Source organism: Bacteroides faecichinchillae JCM 17102 (genome assembly GCF_000614145.1).
Taxonomy (GTDB): Bacteria; Bacteroidota; Bacteroidia; order Bacteroidales; family Bacteroidaceae; genus Bacteroides; species Bacteroides faecichinchillae.
In genome coordinates, this window is record NZ_BAKK01000065.1 from 1 (window position 1) to 17,378 (window position 17,378).

Genomic DNA, 17,378 nt, shown 5'->3' on the forward strand with positions numbered 1-17,378 from the left:
AGTCTGACAGGGGCATTTTTATATTGGAATCAAGGGGACAGGATTATTTTGGCACAAGGGGATAGAATAGCTTGGTTTTAGGGGGCATCTTACGCTGGATTTTCCAACTGCGAAGAGAAAGGATTCTATTCAGTGATAACTTTTCTTTCGTTACTCTACGAAATGTCTTTGGCGACAGATACTCGCTCACTGTCCAGCTCATGCTTTGCCAATGCAGACGCCAATGTACTAAGCCGGCGTATTCGATTGGTAGACGACTCCATAAAGAAAAACTATATGCGCGATCTTACTCTCCGCGAAGTAGCCGAACTAGCCAATATGAGTGAAGGAGCTTTCAGTCGGTTCTTCAGTCAGCATACAGGAAGAAGTTTTACAGAATATCTGATTGACATACGAATCGGTATGGTTACTCGTATGTTGATCGACTCCAACAAGACAGTAGCAGAAATTTGCTTTGAATATGGCTATAATAATATATCAAACTTCAATCGTATTTTCAAAAAGAAGAAAGGTAGGACACCTCACGAATTCCGGGAAATGTATTGCAAAAAGAAGACAATTGTCTGACAAACAAATAGCTTTATTGTCGTAAGTCACAGTAACATAAACAGATCAGGAACAATAATTCAAAGTCATCGCTTTGGATTTTGAGCCCCTGAACGATGAATATTAAAGATTATCACGTATCTTTGCTTCCTCTAATCATAAATACGAGATATGGCTATTACAATTAAGAAAGTTTCAACGAAGAGAGAATTGAAGAAATTCATTCGTTTCAATTACAAACTTTACAAAGAAAACCCTTATTCTGTGCCCGACCTTTACGACGATATGCTCAACACATTCAACAAAAAGAAAAACGCAGCATTCGAATTTTGTGAAGCAGACTATTTTCTGGCGTACAGAGATAATGAAATTGTGGGGCGCGTAGCCGCTATTATCAATAAGCGCGCCAACGAAAAATGGGGATGCAAGAATGTCCGTTTCGGATGGATCGACTTCCTTGATGATCTAGAGATCTCTTCTGCATTGATCAAAACAGTAGAAGAATGGGGAAAAGAACGGGGAATGACTCATATCGTAGGTCCGCTGGGATTCACCGACTTCGATGCAGAAGGAATGCTCATTGAAGGTTTTGATCAGCTTAGTACTATGGCCACTATCTACAACCACCCCTATTATCCGGAGCACATGGAGAAATTGGGATTCGGCAAGGATGCTGACTGGGTAGAATATAAAATATACATCCCCGACGCTATTCCTGAAAAGCACAAACGAATCTCCGACCTGATCCAACGAAAATATAATCTCAAAATCAAGAAATATACTTCTTCACGAAAGATAGCCAAAGAGTATGGACAGCAAATCTTCGAACTGATGAACGAAGCTTACAGTCCGCTTTACGGATATTCACCGTTGTCGCAACGACAAATCAATCAGTACGTGAAAATGTACCTGCCCATCGTAGACTTGCGAATGGTCACACTAATCACCGATGCCGATGACCAATTAGTTTGTGTAGGTATCTCAATGCCTTCTCTATCCGAAGCTTTGCAGAAATCACATGGACGCCTGTTGCCTCTCGGATGGTTCTATCTTTTGAAAGCATTATTCATGAAACGTCGTGCTAAAATGCTCGATCTGCTGCTTGTTGCAGTAAAACCTGAATATCAGAATAAAGGTGTTAATGCTTTATTATTTTCCGATTTAATTCCGGTTTATCAAAAATTAGGTTTTATCTTTGCGGAAAGCAACCCTGAACTGGAAATGAACGGAAAAGTTCAGGCGCAATGGGATTACTTTGAAACTAAGCAACATAAGCGTCGCCGTGCGTTCATCAAGGAAATTAATAATTGAGAATGAAGAATGAAGAAATAGGCTGCGCTTTTATGCTGTATGGCAATTCTTCATTCTTCATTCCCCATTTTTCATTTAAATATTATGGAAAAGAACGAATTGATATCTGTAGACAATAACAATACAACAGTAGAGTACACAGACGACAATATCCGACACTTAAGCGACATGGAACATGTGCGCACACGCCCCGGTATGTATATCGGTAGGCTGGGCGACGGCACACATGCCGAAGACGGAATCTATGTCCTTCTGAAAGAGGTAATTGACAACAGTATTGACGAGTTCAAAATGCAAGCAGGTAAGAAGATCGAAATTACTGTTGAAGAGAATCTCCGTGTCAGCGTTCGCGACTATGGTCGTGGTATTCCGCAAGGAAAACTGATAGAAGCTGTCAGTATGCTGAACACGGGTGGCAAATATGACAGTAAAGCATTTAAGAAAAGTGTCGGACTAAATGGTGTCGGTGTGAAAGCTGTCAATGCACTGAGTTCGCAGTTCGAAGTACGAAGCTATCGGGACGGTAAAGTGCGTATGGCTACCTTTTCTAAAGGAGTATTGCTGACAGATAAGACAGCAGATACGGAAGAGGAAAACGGAACCTATATTTTCTTTGAACCGGACAACACTTTGTTTGTGAACTATTGTTTTAAACCAGAGTTTATAGAAACAATGTTGCGCAACTACACATATCTCAATACCGGACTTGCCATTATCTATAACGGCCATCGCATCCTATCACGTAATGGTCTGGTAGATTTGTTGAATGACAACATGACAGCTACGGGACTCTATCCTATCATCCATTTGAAAGGAGAAGATATAGAAATCGCTTTCACGCATACCGGACAGTATGGAGAAGAATACTATTCGTTTGTTAATGGACAACATACGACCCAAGGAGGCACACACCAGAGTGCTTTCAAAGAACACATTGCCCGCACAATTAAGGAGTTTTATAATAAGAACCTAGACTATACAGACATACGTAACGGTTTGGTAGCCGCTATTGCTGTAAATGTGGAAGAACCTATTTTCGAGAGTCAGACTAAGACCAAGTTAGGCTCTACTAATATGGCACCCGGTGGCATAACAGTCAATAAATACGTAGGCGACTTCATCAAACAGGAAGTAGACAACTATTTGCACAAAAATTCGGATATTGCGGACGTTATGTACCAAAAAATCCAGGAGTCGGAGAAAGAACGTAAAGCCATTGCAGGCGTAACGAAGTTAGCACGCGAACGTGCCAAAAAAGCAAATTTGCATAATCGTAAGTTGCGTGACTGCCGTATCCACCTGAATGATCCGAAAGGAAAAGGTTTGGAAGAGGAGTCTTGCATCTTTATCACCGAGGGAGACTCTGCTAGTGGTTCTATCACGAAAAGCCGTGATGTCAATACCCAGGCAGTATTCAGTCTTCGTGGTAAGCCATTAAACTCTTTCGGACTAACCAAAAAGGTAGTTTATGAAAATGAAGAATTCAACCTGCTTCAGGCAGCTCTAAATATTGAAGAAGGAATAGAAGGATTACGCTACAACAAAGTAATTGTGGCAACTGATGCAGATGTGGACGGTATGCACATTCGCCTTTTGCTGATTACCTTCTTCCTGCAATTCTTCCCCGATCTCATCAAAAAGGGACACGTATACATTTTGCAAACGCCGCTTTTCCGCGTACGTAATAAAAAGAAAACGATTTATTGCTACAGCGAAGAAGAACGTATCAATGCTATCAGTGAACTTAGTCCCAATCCGGAAATCACCCGATTCAAAGGTCTGGGAGAGATCTCACCGGACGAGTTCAAGCATTTTATTGGCAAAGATATGCGTTTGGAACAAGTAACATTACGCAAAACGGATGCTGTAAAAGAGTTGCTTGAATTCTATATGGGTAAAAATACAATGGAACGGCAGAACTTTATTATAGACAACTTAGTTATAGAAGAAGACTTGGCATCATGAGAAAAGCAATATTTCCGGGTACTTTCGACCCTTTCACCATCGGACATTATTCGGTAGTAGAACGTGCACTTACCTTTATGGACGAGATTGTGATCGGAATTGGTATCAACGAAAACAAGAATACGTATTTTCCTATCGAGAAAAGAGAGGAAATGATCCGGGAACTCTACAAGGACAATCCCTGCATCAAAGTGATGTCTTATGACTGTCTGACGATAGACTTTGCCCAACAGGTAGAAGCGCAGTTCATTGTTCGCGGCATCCGTACAGTAAAAGATTTCGAGTATGAAGAAACTATCGCAGATATTAACCGTAAACTGGCAGGTATCGAAACAATTCTACTTTTCACAGAACCGGAATTGACATGTGTCAGCTCAACGATCGTACGCGAATTGCTAACTTATAACAAAGATATCAGCCAGTTCATCCCTAAAGGAATGAAAATGAATGATTAACACCTCCCGACAGAGACTTATAAATTAGAAGAGAAAGGATGATAATGAAAAAACTAAGTATATTACTTGCTTGTCTGTGGGCAATCACTGCACACGCCCAGAACTTCGGTTCGCCTGCTTTGCAGAAACTTCAAATGGCAGAGATGGCTATTTCCAGGTTTTATGTGGACGAAGTAGATGAGGACAAAATGGTAGAGGAAGCTATCATCAAGATGCTGGCTCAACTCGACCCGCACTCAACCTACTCAAATGCAGAAGAAGTGAAAAAGATGAACGAACCTCTTCAAGGTAACTTTGAAGGTATCGGTGTACAATTCCAGATGGTAGAAGATACGCTGTTAGTGATACAACCTGTCAGCAACGGGCCTTCGGAAAAAGTAGGTATCCTTGCCGGGGACCGTATTGTAGCGGTTAATGACAGCACCATTGCAGGAGTAAAGATGAGTACGGAAGATATAATGAAGCGACTTCGTGGTCCGAAAGATTCGAAAGTTAATCTGACGGTTATTCGCCGCGGTGTAAAAGATCCGTTGGTGTTCACCGTAAAAAGAGATAAAATTCCTATTTACAGTCTCGACGCTTCATATATGATTCAACCGGGTACAGGATATATTCGTATCAACCGGTTTGGAGCTACCACAGCAGAAGAATTCAAGAAAGCAATGAAGGAGCTACAGAAACAAGGAATGAAAGACCTCATCCTCGACCTGCAAGGAAATGGAGGTGGATACCTGAGCGCAGCTCAAGATCTTGCCAATGAGTTTCTGGATCAGAATGAACTGATTGTTTACACCGAAGGGAGAACTGCCCCTCGCAATGAAACCCTTGCCAATGGAAAGGGAGAATTTCGTAACGGTCGTCTCGTCGTGTTAGTAGATGAATATACAGCCTCAGCCAGCGAGATCGTAAGTGGTGCTATTCAAGACTGGGACAGAGGAGTAATTGTAGGACGCCGTTCTTTCGGAAAAGGTTGGTACAACGTCCAGTTCCCTTACAGGACGGTTCGATGATTCGTCTGACTGTGGCTCGATACTATACTCCTACCGGCCGTTCCATCCAGAAGCCTTACAACAGCGAGACCGATTACAATAAAGACCTGATCGACCGTTTCAACCATGGCGAATTGATGAATGCTGATAGTATCCATTTTCCCGACTCTTTGAAAGTACAGACCAAGAAGTTGAAACGTACCGTTTACGGCGGAGGTGGTATCATGCCTGACTATTTTGTACCAATCGATACGACTCTTTTTACGAATTATCATCGTAACCTGGTAGCCAAAGGTATTGTTTCAAAGTTCACGATGAAATATATCGAGAACCATCGGAAAGAATTGACCAGCGAATATAAGAATTTTGAAGATTTCAATAAGAAGTTCAACATCAGTAATGATATGTTGTCCACTTTGCGTGAAATGGGAGATAAAGAAGAAGTGAAGTTCAATGAGGAACAATATCAGAAATCGTTGCCACTTATCAAGACACAGTTAAAAGCACTTATTGCACGCGATCTCTGGGATATAAATGAGTATTTCCGGGTAATGAATACTACCAATGAAAGCGTTCAAAAGGCACTGGAAATATTGAATAGTGGAGAATATAAGGCGAAGTTGAAATAATTCTTACTAGATTTATAAAAAATCTGTTTGCTGTTACAAGGAATACTTTATTCATCTGACAGATCATATTTATCCGGATTACAACTATGTTGCCGATAACTTTACTGCAGCATAGTTGTAGTTTCCGGTTTATTTAATAGAAATCATTTCCATCAAACATACCATATTCTCCCCAAAACTCTCTTCAGCAGAATTTTTATTTCAAACATACGCTTTCCTTTTCTGATTTATTTCCATACATTTACGGTCATCCAACGGTAAAGCATAAAATTATGAAAAGAATAGTGTTATGTAATCTGCTATGTTATGTCCTGATTATGGGATGTACAAATCAAAACAAGCAGACAAAGATAATCGGCACAGCCGACAGTGCGACCAACATTGTAGTCACAGATTCCACTATTCAACCATACGACATAGATGCTCCGATCTCCTTGTCCGAGATAGAAAATTATAAAAATCGGGTAACTCTTCAACGTCTCTCTAACGTTGCAGTTACTCACCCTGACGTCTATAAAATAAAGACACAAAAGCCCGTTTATTCTCCTCAAACCAAACAGATTCAACTTGATGTGATAAATGTCAATGCTCCTACAGCCGAACCGGAATATCATTGGATGGAAGAGTGGAAAGATGGAAAATGGATTACTTTCCCGTTCATAGACAATTTAGCATTTGCAGGCGTGGGAAGAGACCTATCTAAAGGTGATACATTACCGGAATACATCAATATGTCGGAATTCAAGAACCCATTGAAACCTAATAAATACAGAATACATTTCTATGTATTTGAGAATATTCATACCTACTGTAATTTAACAGACCGCAGTATTCAGCCTGTGGAAGGTAGTGAAATGAATGGCGCTTTCAGCTTTCGCGTATTGCAATCAGACAATGATTCTATTCATGTTATATTTGAGAATCACACCAACTTATCTGTACAGCCTGAATTTCTGCCTAGTGTAGGGACAGATGAATTATATAGCGTACATCCATTAGCACGTTCGGGCTGGGTAGGAGAAGCTGAGTGGATGAAAAAACATGCTTTGCTACAAGGCGGTGAAGCAATTCTATTCAGTATTCCAGTATCATGGGATGTCAATCGCCTGAGTGATCCTAATGAAAAAGAAAGATTCAAATCAGGTAAACTGTCTCCCGGTAAATACAAAATTGGGTTACAACTGGAAGTTTATTTGACTACGGAGTTTGAAGTAAAATAGAACGATTCCCTATTAATCATTACAGAATTTCGTAGGAGAGCATCCCTTCATCTTTTTAAAGGTTCTGTTGAAATATGGGATATTGGTAAATCCCACATGGTAACAGATCTCCGAGACAGACATGTTTTTCTGTTTCAGCAATTGACAAGCCAGTTCTATCCTATACTCATTTAAGTAGGTCACAAAAGTCTTTCCTGTAGCTTGTTTAAAAAATACACAAAAGGCAGATCTGTTCATTCCCACATAACGCACCACATCGTCAAGGGATATATTACGGGTAGCATTACAGATTACATAGGTATGTACCATATTCAACCGTTCTTGTTTTTTATCAATCATATTATATGCACCTACAATATGCGCCTTATCTGTTATTGATATGATTGAAAGCAATCTGATCATTGACGAAAGACGTCCCACATCATTTTGACCACACATCACTTTCATAATCGAGGCTATGAAACTGGTGTTCCGTTTATCGAATTTCACAGCACCACGAATATCTTTCAACTGTTCTATATATCTACGAAGTTCCGGAAACACAGATGAACAGTTATCAAGAAATTCATTGGTAAAAGTAATTGTAATATTGGATATTTGCCCATTGGAGTCAGTATCATTATTATTAAAAATCCAGCAATGCGGAATCTCGGGAGGTATCATCACCACTTCTCCACATTGAAACGGTTCCGTCATATCTCCTATAAGTCTCATTCCCGATCCGGTAACAATATACGAAAGTTCCCATAGAGGCTGTCGGTGTAGCCTATTTGTTCACTCGGAGCAAGACTGACATTATTAAAAGAAAAAGAGTGTTCCTTGAACGATATCATTGTACTATTCTTGCAAAAATGCCATATGAATGTCTTAAAATCACGATTTATGCAAATATAAGACAATCATTATGAAAAATGAAGCAAATGGAAGATTTTATAAAGTACTAACTTTGTATTAAGATTACAATTCATATTCGACTCAGATTCACGCAGTCATCTTGTTGGAGGATTTGACTATTGTAAAAACACAGTCAGGAGATGGGATCTAACAGAAAAAGGATTTTTCGTTCTATGCAATCGTAGGTAACAACAATTAGCAATATAAGACTATAATATTAATTCAACCAAATAGAAACATTATGAAAAAATTATTTGAATTGTGCGGCAAACCATTAACCACATTTGTTTGTGTGGCTATGGCAATTGCCATGTTTGCAACTCCCGAAATGGCTTCGGCAAAGAAAAAGAAAACAATCGGTATTCAACTCTACTCAGTAATGGATGCCATGAAAAAAGATCCTAAAGCATCTGTTGAAAGACTTGGTGATATGGGTTACAATTCATTTGAGTTGGTACAGTGGGGCGGAGACCCAAAGGTTTTCGGTCTTCCTGCCAATGAGTTCAAAGCCCTCTGTGATAAAAACGGAGCCAAAATTACCTCAACGCATTCCGGCATTCAAGAGGACCCTGCCAAAGAAGATGAAATTATGGCACGTTGGCGTCAGCTCTTTGAAACCCAGAAAGCATGTGGTGGCAAGTATTTTGTTATTCCGAGCTATGGTGTGGACTACACCGTAAAGGATGTACAGCGTATGTGCGACTACTTCAACCGCGTTGGCAAAATTGCCGCAGAGTACGGATTGAAAATCGGATATCACAACCATTCCGGTGAGTTCAAGAAATTAAAAGATAGCGATAAGGTTATGTGGGAATATCTCGTTGAGAATACAGATCCTAAATATGTATGCCTTGAATTGGATGTTTATTGGTGTACAAAAGGAGGTAAGTCTCCTGTAGAGTATTTGAAGAAATATCCTAAACGTATAGAACTGTTGCACATTAAGGATGATTTCGTTATCGGCGAAAGCGGAACAATAGACTTTGAAGGTATCTTCACGCAGTTCTACAAAAATGGTATGAAAAACTATTTTGTTGAGATTGAAACTCCACAGTATATACGCGATAAGAAGAATGCTGATGGTAGTAAATATACTCAAGAGCAGATTATGAATGAAGTATTTGAGGCTGCACAGAAGAGTATAGAATATTTGAATAATGCGAAGTTCGTGAAAAAATAAGAATACTCTTTTATAGGGCTTATATTCCTAACGCATAGCTTATTACCTGTGTGTAAAATACCGTTGTAGATGTGTTGCAGACAATTTTACTGTCACACATCTGCAACGGTAATAAACAATTGATATACAAGAATATTCATATCATTTTCTTCCTTTTGCATCCGCTAACAAATATGTGTAAGGTAGGAGAAACACTTTACTCAGAAAAAAGCGTGATGACCGAACGCGCAGGAATTCGGCTTACTTGACCTCCTTTAACTTTTTCAATAGGTTTCAGGTTCTCTCCTTCTCGATCCGAAGTACGGTAAACCCTCCATTTTATCTTTTTCCCTATCACTTTTCCGACCGAGAAACTCTTATCTTCATTAGCATAATTAATGAGTACAACTACATACGTTCCATCTACATTTTTATAAGCAGAACACATCAAACCTTTCTGATCTGTATCTCCTTCATGAATCAGTTTTCCGGCATTATCAAATGCAGAAATCGCCAACCGGACAGCTCCCGGACGAATAAAACGACTATAATTACCTAATACCCACATCAGTTTGGAGTCTTCCACACGACCATTTCGGAAATCATTGTCTGTATATGCACGTAGTAAGCCATCTTTATAATCTTCACCGATAGCACGCCACCATTGCCAACTTTTAGCTTGAGCATACACTATGTCATGATGAATCATACGAGCTACATAAAGTGCCGTTTTCATGGTAGGGTCGAAACCTCCACCACCACCAATCTCTTCATCATTGCTCATGATACAGATCTCTGTTTGCCAGAAACTCACCTTATATTTATCTAATGTATCACGCAATTGAGATCGAATACCACGCAAAGCATTCAATGGAGTATTTGTCCAATAGCCATGTCCAACTATCAATCGGGGAACATTCGGAAGATCCCCTAAATAAGTTTCCACACTGTCCGGACGGAAAAACGATTGTATCTGATACCCGCGTTGCCAATCAGTCATATGAGTACTGAACATACAACGATAATCAGATGATTCATTGACCAAAATTTGTGTATCTACTTTCCTGTCCACAAATTCCTTGCTTAATAAACGGACTGTACGGGCTATTTCCCTATTGGTTGCCGGACAGCCTTCTTGCTTCGGTCCCACCCAATTCCAATGTCCATCGGGTTCATTAAAAGGACAAATATAATCGAATTCAATTCCATCGTGTTTTTCCACACCTTGTACTACATCTGCCAGAAAACAAGCATACTTTTTATAACAATCCAATTTAAGATTCGCTGTTCCTCCACGACCTGTATTAGTAGCCAATCCATTTTGAGTATAAAAGACAGGAGGAGAATTCAAGAAGGCCAAAAACTTATTGACTCCACGTTCTTTTGCCAGTTTCAGGAAATTGCGTTGTCCCTGTTGTTTACTCCAATCATAAGTCCCGTCAGGTTTCAAAAAACATTCGGTACGCATCCAAGGGGAAGAAATCTCACTAGCCTTTCCCTGCTCGGCACTTCCTGCCCCGACATTAAAACGCCAGAGTGACAAACCAATTCCTTTCGGCTGTCCGTTTTCGTCATTCTCTGTACTGAATAACCAGTCGGCTATCTGATTTTGTTTCTCCTCTGGCCAAAGACCGATAAACTGCATACTCCATGCATCAGATGCACTAAAATACTCCATCGTCTGGCAAGGTTTTGAAGTCTCTATCTGAAAACAGACAGCAGATTGTGACCAAACCGCCGTATTTATAATCCATAGCCCAACCGAAGCAATCAATAATCTTATTCTCATCAAAAATATACGTTAAACAAATAATAAACTCTGAACATCACTCTAACGACCTAGCTATTGGAGTGTTAGCATTAGAATAGACAAATTTACAAAAATATATTATTCAGCAATTGATCTTTACCCGTAATTTTCTAAGCAATGAGAAAAACATAAATAGGACTAAGATATTGCACATAAAACCAGGATGAACGTTATAAATCAAACAAGAATAAAGAAGGAATGATACCATTACTATCTATATTTTCCCAGAAAAACTTTATCTTTGCTCCCTATAGGAATTAATTACAATTAAATTCATGGCAAGAGATCCTTTCTGCAAATCTACCACAGACTGCTCACAATGCCCTAAAGTTACTGAAGGCATATGTGTTTACAGAAAACTGTCGAGAGGACAGCATTTCCCTAAAGATAAGTGTACACAAAATTGCATACTTCTCATGATTAAAGGCGAATTGCTGATCAATAGCGAAGAATATCCTGGTACCGTATTATATGACAGACAATTTATTCTTCAAGCTATTGGGTCAAAAATGGAATTGCTTGCACTCACAGAAGTGGAGTATATATGCTATTGGTTTAATGAACTACCAGTAGTTTGCCCCGCTCGTTACCAAGAAATCATTGAACAAGCAGAAGCTCCGATCACTTACACTCCAATGGTCATGAATTCCCAGTTACAGTATCTGGTCACAGACCTCGCCAGTTATCTTGACGAACAACCTCCTTGTGGCAAGTTCATCGAACTGAAATGTCAGGAACTAATATTTTTGATCATCACCTATTATCCACTCCCTCAATTAAGGGCTTTTTTCTATCCAATCAGTAGCTATACGGAAAGCTTTCAATATTTTATCATGCAAAATTATAACAAAGTAAAGAATGTAGAAGAGTTTGCACATTTAGGAGGATATACGACTACTACTTTCCGACGTCTTTTTAGAAACCTATACGGTATACCTGTCTACGAATGGATATTAGAGAAAAAACGGGAAGGTATTTTGGAGGATCTCCAGCATACAAAAATGCGTATTACTGAAATCAGTAATCGATACGGTTTCGACTCTTTATCCCACTTCGCCCATTTCTGCAAAGATTCTTTTGGAGATACTCCGCGCGCATTACGTAAGAAAGCGGCTAACGGTGAAAAAATCGGAAAGCTCCCTGATTAAGGAATTATTTCTTTAATTCTTTGGTCAATCAATCAATTTGCTCTATTTTTGCAGTCTGTAAGTAGTGTAAAATAACGAAATTTTAGTTCTAACAATTAAATAATTTAAATTCAATCATTTATGTGGTTAAGTAATTCATCTGTAGGAAGGAAAGTGGTGATGAGCGTTACCGGTATCGCCCTTGTCCTGTTTCTAACATTTCACATGGCGATGAACCTTGTTGCAATCATCTCGGCTGATGGTTACAACATGATTTGTGAGTTCCTGGGAGCAAACTGGTATGCCTTAGTAGCTACTTTAGCACTAGCTGCCCTCTTCGTAATTCACATCATCTATGCATTCTGGCTGACCATGCAGAACCGCAAAGCGCGTGGTAGCGAACGCTATGCAGTAGTTGATAAACCCAAAACAGTAGAATGGGCTTCTCAGAACATGCTAGTGTTAGGTATCATTGTAATTGTAGGTCTTGGTTTGCACCTTTTCAATTTCTGGGCAAAAATGCAATTGCCAGAATTGATGCACAACATGGATATGCATGCTGATACATTAACTTTAGCTTATGCAGCTAACGGTGCTTATCATATCCAGCAAACTTTCTCTAGTCCGGTTTACGTAGTACTTTACTTGATTTGGCTGTTTGCATTATGGTTCCACTTGACTCACGGTTTCTGGAGTTCTATGCAATCATTGGGATGGAACAACAAAATATGGCTCAACCGTTGGAAATGTATTTCTAACATCTATGCTACGATTGTAGTACTCGGCTTCGCACTAGTTGTTGTGGTATTCTTCTTGAGAACACTGATGTGTAGCGGTGCTTGCTAAATGTAAATTGTAAATGATTAAATTGTAAATAAGATTATGATCAAAATAGATTCAAGAATTCCAGAAGGCCCGGTGGCTGAGAAATGGACTAACTATAAAGCTCACCAAAAATTGGTGAACCCCGCTAATAAACGCCGTTTGGATATCATCGTTGTAGGTACGGGTCTGGCAGGTGCTTCTGCTGCTGCTTCACTTGGTGAAATGGGTTTCAGAGTATTCAACTTCTGTATTCAGGACTCTCCGCGTCGTGCACACTCTATTGCTGCACAAGGTGGTATCAATGCTGCTAAAAATTATCAAAATGATGGTGACTCTGTTTACCGTCTGTTTTACGATACAGTAAAGGGTGGTGACTACCGTGCCCGCGAAGCGAACGTTTATCGTTTGGCCGAAGTGTCTAATGCTATCATCGACCAATGTGTAGCGCAAGGGGTTCCTTTCGCTCGCGAATATGGTGGTACTCTGGACAACCGTTCTTTCGGTGGTGCGCAGGTATCACGTACGTTCTATGCTAGAGGCCAAACCGGACAGCAGTTGTTGTTGGGTGCTTACTCTGCATTGAGTCGTCAGGTAAACGCAGGTACTGTAAAAATGTATACCCGCTACGAAATGCAAGACGTTGTTATTATTGACGGACGTGCACGCGGTATCATTGCTAAAAACTTAATCACAGGCAAATTGGAACGTTTCGCAGCTCATGCAGTAGTAATTGCCACCGGTGGTTACGGAAACGCTTACTTCCTTTCTACTAACGCTATGGGATGTAACTGTACAGCTGCCATTTCTTGCTATCGCAAGGGTGCTGTATTCGCTAATCCTGCATATGTTCAGATTCACCCGACTTGTATTCCGGTACACGGTGACAAGCAGTCTAAACTGACATTAATGTCTGAATCTCTTCGTAATGACGGACGTATCTGGGTTCCAAAGAAGAAAGAAGATGCTATTAAACTTCAGAAAGGTGAAATTAAGGGAAGTGATATTCCTGAAGAAGATCGCGACTATTACTTGGAACGCCGTTATCCGGCATTTGGAAACTTAGTTCCACGTGACGTTGCTAGTCGTGCCGCTAAAGAGCGCTGTGACGCTGGTTTCGGTGTGAATAATACAGGCTTGGCCGTATTCCTTGATTTTTCAGAAGCTATCAACCGTTTGGGTATTGACATTGTTCTTCAACGTTACGGTAACCTCTTCGACATGTATGAGGAAATCACTGACGTTAATCCAGGTGAACTGGCCAAAGAAACGAATGGCGTGAAATATTATAACCCGATGATGATTTATCCGGCTATCCACTACACGATGGGTGGTATCTGGGTAGACTACGAACTGCAAACTACGATCAAAGGTTTGTTTGCCATCGGTGAATGTAACTTCTCCGACCATGGTGCAAACCGTTTGGGTGCTTCTGCATTGATGCAAGGTTTGGCTGATGGTTACTTCGTATTGCCTTACACTATTCAAAACTATCTGGCTGACCAGATCACTGTTCCTCGCTTCTCTACCGATCTTCCAGAGTTCGCAGAAGCAGAAAAAGCAGTCCAGGCCAAGATTGATCACTTTATGAGCATTCAGGGTAAAGAGTCTGTAGATTCTATCCATAAGAAACTGGGTCATATAATGTGGGAATGCATGGGTATGGGACGTACCGCAGAAGGTTTGAAAGAAGGTATTGCCAAACTAAAAGAAATCCGCAAAGAATTCGAAACTAACTTGTTTATCCCTGGTTCTAAAGAAGGTATGAACGTAGAGCTTGACAAAGCAATCCGTTTGTACGACTTCATCACTATGGGTGAACTTGTAGCTTATGACGCTTTGAACCGTAATGAAAGTTGTGGTGGTCACTTCCGTGAAGAATACCAGACTGAAGAAGGAGAAGCAAAACGTGATGACGAGAACTTCTTCTATGTAGCATGCTGGGAATATCAGGGTGATGACGAAAAGGCTCCGGTATTATATAAAGAACCGCTGGTATACGAAGCCATCAAAGTTCAGACCCGTAACTACAAGAGCTAATCGGTGAAGTTAAACATTAAAAAGAATTAGAAGAAAATGGATAAAAATATATCATTTACACTGAAGGTATGGCGCCAAGCCGGTCCAAAGGCTAAAGGCGCTTTTGAAACCTACCAAATGAAAGATATCTCAGGTGATACTTCATTCCTCGAAATGCTGGATATCCTAAATGAACAGTTGATCAGTGACGGAAAAGAACCGGTTGTATTCGACCATGACTGTCGTGAAGGTATCTGCGGTATGTGTTCTCTTTATATCAACGGACACCCGCACGGTCCTGCAACAGGTGCTACTACTTGCCAGATCTATATGCGTCGTTTCCAAGACGGCGATACAATCACTGTTGAACCTTGGCGCTCAGCAGGTTTCCCTGTGATCAAAGACTTGATGGTAGACCGTACTGCTTATGACAAGATCATGCAGGCTGGTGGTTACGTAAGTGTACGTACAGGTGCTCCTCAGGATGCGAATGCTATCCTGATTCCGAAGCAGATTGCCGACGAAGCTATGGACGCTGCTGCTTGTATCGGTTGTGGTGCTTGTGCTGCCGCATGTAAGAATGGTTCTGCTATGTTGTTCGTATCTGCTAAAGTTAGCCAGTTGAACTTGCTTCCGCAAGGTAAACCGGAAGCTTTGCGCCGTGCAAAAGCAATGCTTTCTAAAATGGATGAATTAGGATTTGGTAACTGTACAAACACTCGTGCTTGTGAGGCTGAATGTCCGAAGAACATCTCTATCAGCAATATCGCTCGTTTGAACCGCGACTTTATTATAGCTAAGTTGAAAGACTAAGCAAAAGCTTGATTTGATTAATAGAAGAATCCCCTGCCGGCAATGCCAACAGGGGATTTCTTTATTCTCCAAACAGGATTACAAAGTTTATCAAGAGGATAGAGGAAAGATCTACGTGGGATAGCAGAAGTTATTATTGCCAAGCATCGTAACGGTGCCACAGGCGAAGTTCTACTTCGATTCAAGGGTGAATTTACTCGTTTCTCAAATCCGGAAGATGATATAGTAGTACAAGTTAACAACTCGACAATTTTCAGACTAAAAATCAAACTTCGACCGAATACTTTGGAGTGAGCTAAAACTAATACCCGAAATATAACAATCATCCCTTATTTCTCCCATTTTCAATTCATTAAACAGGGATAAAATAAGGGGATCCTTTTTTAAAGAGAGGTTAAACTATTAATTTATGGAACTTTCAAATTCTATTTTAAAATAGCCTCTTTACTACTACAAGCATTTGTCCATTATAATGTCGGGTCGGGAGACTCACCATTATCATCGCCTCCAGTATCGGGCTTTCCTGTGCTACCACCATTGTTGTTGTTACCATCTGTATAGTCCGTATCAGGTTGGGTACGACGTATTATGTTCATATCCTCCAAAGTAGATTTAATGATCTTTCCCGGATAAAATAGAATCTTTCTCCGAACAATAGATTTTGCCGATACCTCTTCTGCACTATCCGAACTTTTCGCACAAATGGTAGGCATGAAAATTCCAAACTCACCCAGCTGAACACTTTTTCCATCGTCAATATCCTCGGCCATCTTATCCACCAATCCGGTCACTACCAGATCTACTACTTTTCGATGCACACCGCAAAGTTCACTCACTTTACGACACATCTTTGTAAAATTTACCTTACCAGAACGAACCGATTTAGCTACATACTTTTCGTTTTTGTCTTTGTCAAAACCGAACACTCTTTTTGTTACTACATACTCTAAAGCCATAATTGTTAAAGTTTAATTGGTTAAAAAAATAAGGTTTACTGTTTTGCCATTCGTTGTTGTTTCAAATGACTCTGCAAAGATATAACATGCTGCAAACCGTCCAGTCCCCTTTTGTCCCCATTGTGTCCCCTTTCGTCCATTCGCTGAAAAGAAATAGGAGTTATAAGTATTTATTAATCAATTTATTATCAAGATTACATTTTTTCCCGATAAATGCGTTAATATCATTTTGAATACATAATTGACCATACATATAAAAATTCATTTGTTTGCATCATTGAAAGAATCAATAATATATCCTGATAATTTACTATTTTTATAGATCCGGAAAATATCAGAACCATCTTTAGAGTAGAGAATATATAGAAAAAAGTGAATCGTTTATGCTAAACCCACTTTCACGTTTTATAATAAAGTACCTCATCGTTTATGAATAAACGGTCATATAGTTTATACATAAACTATAGCATTACTTTACAAAGCTTCTAACCTGTATCTACGTAACAAAAAAGGCTGCAAACTTCTTAAAAGTTTACAGCCTTTGGTTTTCAATCGGGTCACTTATACCCTAATCCTCATAAGGATCACCTAGATGTTTTGTTATAATCTTATACTGTTTAGCAGTCAAATACCGATGATTGTATGGTAAATAACCTGTTGGTA

13 protein-coding genes and 3 pseudogenes are annotated in these 17,378 nt (G+C 39.9%); 12 read left to right on the forward strand and 4 right to left on the reverse strand.

The genetic code is table 11. The annotated features are described in order from the left end of the window. Positions 1–132: 132 nt before the first annotated feature. The 6 genes and pseudogenes from JCM17102_RS19300 to JCM17102_RS19325 all read left to right on the forward strand — a co-directional run bounded on the left by JCM17102_RS19300 (position 133) and on the right by JCM17102_RS19325 (position 7,115). Positions 133–567, forward strand: a complete 435-nt coding sequence (locus JCM17102_RS19300; RefSeq protein ID WP_025076355.1) for a helix-turn-helix transcriptional regulator — start codon at positions 133–135, stop codon at positions 565–567. A 150-nt stretch (positions 568–717) separates the two neighbouring features. Next, positions 718–1,857, forward strand: coding sequence for a hypothetical protein (locus tag JCM17102_RS19305; RefSeq protein ID WP_025076356.1), 1,140 nt, complete (start codon positions 718–720; stop codon positions 1,855–1,857). A gap of 84 nt (positions 1,858–1,941) precedes the next feature. Next, a complete protein-coding gene (locus tag JCM17102_RS19310; RefSeq protein WP_025076357.1) occupies positions 1,942–3,822 on the forward strand; it encodes a DNA topoisomerase IV subunit B in 1,881 nt (626 codons plus the stop codon). After that, positions 3,819–4,277: a pantetheine-phosphate adenylyltransferase gene (gene coaD, locus JCM17102_RS19315; RefSeq protein WP_025076358.1), complete on the forward strand. Its 459-nt coding sequence runs from the start codon at positions 3,819–3,821 to the stop codon at positions 4,275–4,277. Before JCM17102_RS19310 ends, coaD begins: the two co-directional genes overlap by 4 nt. A 44-nt stretch (positions 4,278–4,321) precedes the next feature. Next, a pseudogene (locus JCM17102_RS28535) lies at positions 4,322–5,895 on the forward strand (S41 family peptidase). A gap of 272 nt (positions 5,896–6,167) precedes the next feature. Then, positions 6,168–7,115 (forward strand): immunoglobulin-like domain-containing protein, encoded by a 948-nt coding sequence (locus JCM17102_RS19325; protein ID WP_245798637.1) that lies wholly within the window; start codon positions 6,168–6,170, stop codon positions 7,113–7,115. Positions 7,116–7,127: 12 nt separating this feature from the next. Here JCM17102_RS19325 and JCM17102_RS28540 read toward each other — a convergent pair whose 3' ends face one another. Beyond that, positions 7,128–7,829: an AraC family transcriptional regulator gene (locus tag JCM17102_RS28540; RefSeq protein ID WP_275564442.1), complete on the reverse strand. Its 702-nt coding sequence runs from the start codon at positions 7,827–7,829 to the stop codon at positions 7,128–7,130. Positions 7,830–8,250: 421 nt separating this feature from the next. Between JCM17102_RS28540 and JCM17102_RS19340 the strand changes: the two genes are divergently transcribed. Beyond that, on the forward strand, positions 8,251–9,189 hold the full coding sequence (locus JCM17102_RS19340) for a sugar phosphate isomerase/epimerase family protein (RefSeq protein WP_051573019.1): 939 nt from the start codon (positions 8,251–8,253) through the stop codon (positions 9,187–9,189). Between the two features lie 196 nt (positions 9,190–9,385). Here JCM17102_RS19340 and JCM17102_RS19345 read toward each other — a convergent pair whose 3' ends face one another. Continuing rightward, positions 9,386–10,957, reverse strand: a complete 1,572-nt coding sequence (locus JCM17102_RS19345; RefSeq protein WP_025076361.1) for a glycoside hydrolase family 30 protein — start codon at positions 10,955–10,957, stop codon at positions 9,386–9,388. A 296-nt stretch (positions 10,958–11,253) separates the two neighbouring features. Here JCM17102_RS19345 and JCM17102_RS19350 point away from each other — a divergent pair, with 296 nt between their 5' ends. From JCM17102_RS19350 to JCM17102_RS30025, 5 genes and pseudogenes are all read left to right on the forward strand, one after another. Next, on the forward strand, positions 11,254–12,126 hold the full coding sequence (locus JCM17102_RS19350) for a helix-turn-helix domain-containing protein (RefSeq protein ID WP_025076362.1): 873 nt from the start codon (positions 11,254–11,256) through the stop codon (positions 12,124–12,126). Between the two features lie 120 nt (positions 12,127–12,246). After that, complete coding sequence (locus JCM17102_RS19355; RefSeq protein ID WP_025076363.1) at positions 12,247–12,951, forward strand: fumarate reductase; 705 nt, start codon at positions 12,247–12,249, stop codon at positions 12,949–12,951. 36 nt (positions 12,952–12,987) lie between these two features. Then, on the forward strand, positions 12,988–14,967 hold the full coding sequence (locus tag JCM17102_RS19360; RefSeq protein ID WP_025076364.1) for a fumarate reductase/succinate dehydrogenase flavoprotein subunit: 1,980 nt from the start codon (positions 12,988–12,990) through the stop codon (positions 14,965–14,967). Positions 14,968–15,003: 36 nt separating this feature from the next. Continuing rightward, positions 15,004–15,759 carry a succinate dehydrogenase/fumarate reductase iron-sulfur subunit gene (locus JCM17102_RS19365; protein WP_025076365.1) on the forward strand — a complete coding sequence of 252 codons (756 nt, stop codon included), beginning with the start codon at positions 15,004–15,006 and terminating at the stop codon, positions 15,757–15,759. 79 nt (positions 15,760–15,838) lie between these two features. Then, positions 15,839–15,990 (forward strand): annotated as a pseudogene (locus tag JCM17102_RS30025) (DnaB-like helicase C-terminal domain-containing protein); the annotation flags it as partial. A 236-nt stretch (positions 15,991–16,226) separates the two neighbouring features. On the opposite strand, the gene JCM17102_RS19370 reads toward JCM17102_RS30025, so the two are convergent. Together JCM17102_RS19370 and JCM17102_RS32275 are read right to left on the reverse strand one after the other, a co-directional pair. Further along, entirely contained in the window at positions 16,227–16,715 is a 489-nt protein-coding gene (locus JCM17102_RS19370) for an HU family DNA-binding protein (RefSeq protein ID WP_025076366.1), read from the reverse strand. Between the two features lie 568 nt (positions 16,716–17,283). Next, positions 17,284–17,378 (reverse strand): annotated as a pseudogene (locus tag JCM17102_RS32275) (DUF4248 domain-containing protein); the annotation flags it as partial.

What these genes read in the sequence shown, in the direction of transcription:
- JCM17102_RS19305 (WP_025076356.1), top strand. Translation starts at nt 718, where the DNA reads ATGGCTATTACAATTAAGAAAGTTTCAACGAAGAGAGAATTGAAGAAA.
- JCM17102_RS19310 (WP_025076357.1), top strand. Translation starts at nt 1,942, where the DNA reads ATGGAAAAGAACGAATTGATATCTGTAGACAATAACAATACAACAGTA.
- coaD (WP_025076358.1), top strand. Translation starts at nt 3,819, where the DNA reads ATGAGAAAAGCAATATTTCCGGGTACTTTCGACCCTTTCACCATCGGA.
- JCM17102_RS19325 (WP_245798637.1), top strand. Translation starts at nt 6,168, where the DNA reads ATGAAAAGAATAGTGTTATGTAATCTGCTATGTTATGTCCTGATTATG.
- JCM17102_RS28540 (WP_275564442.1), bottom strand. Translation starts at nt 7,829, where the DNA reads ATGAGACTTATAGGAGATATGACGGAACCGTTTCAATGTGGAGAAGTG.
- JCM17102_RS19340 (WP_051573019.1), top strand. Translation starts at nt 8,251, where the DNA reads ATGAAAAAATTATTTGAATTGTGCGGCAAACCATTAACCACATTTGTT.
- JCM17102_RS19345 (WP_025076361.1), bottom strand. Translation starts at nt 10,957, where the DNA reads ATGAGAATAAGATTATTGATTGCTTCGGTTGGGCTATGGATTATAAAT.
- JCM17102_RS19350 (WP_025076362.1), top strand. Translation starts at nt 11,254, where the DNA reads ATGGCAAGAGATCCTTTCTGCAAATCTACCACAGACTGCTCACAATGC.
- JCM17102_RS19355 (WP_025076363.1), top strand. Translation starts at nt 12,247, where the DNA reads ATGTGGTTAAGTAATTCATCTGTAGGAAGGAAAGTGGTGATGAGCGTT.
- JCM17102_RS19360 (WP_025076364.1), top strand. Translation starts at nt 12,988, where the DNA reads ATGATCAAAATAGATTCAAGAATTCCAGAAGGCCCGGTGGCTGAGAAA.
- JCM17102_RS19365 (WP_025076365.1), top strand. Translation starts at nt 15,004, where the DNA reads ATGGATAAAAATATATCATTTACACTGAAGGTATGGCGCCAAGCCGGT.
- JCM17102_RS19370 (WP_025076366.1), bottom strand. Translation starts at nt 16,715, where the DNA reads ATGGCTTTAGAGTATGTAGTAACAAAAAGAGTGTTCGGTTTTGACAAA.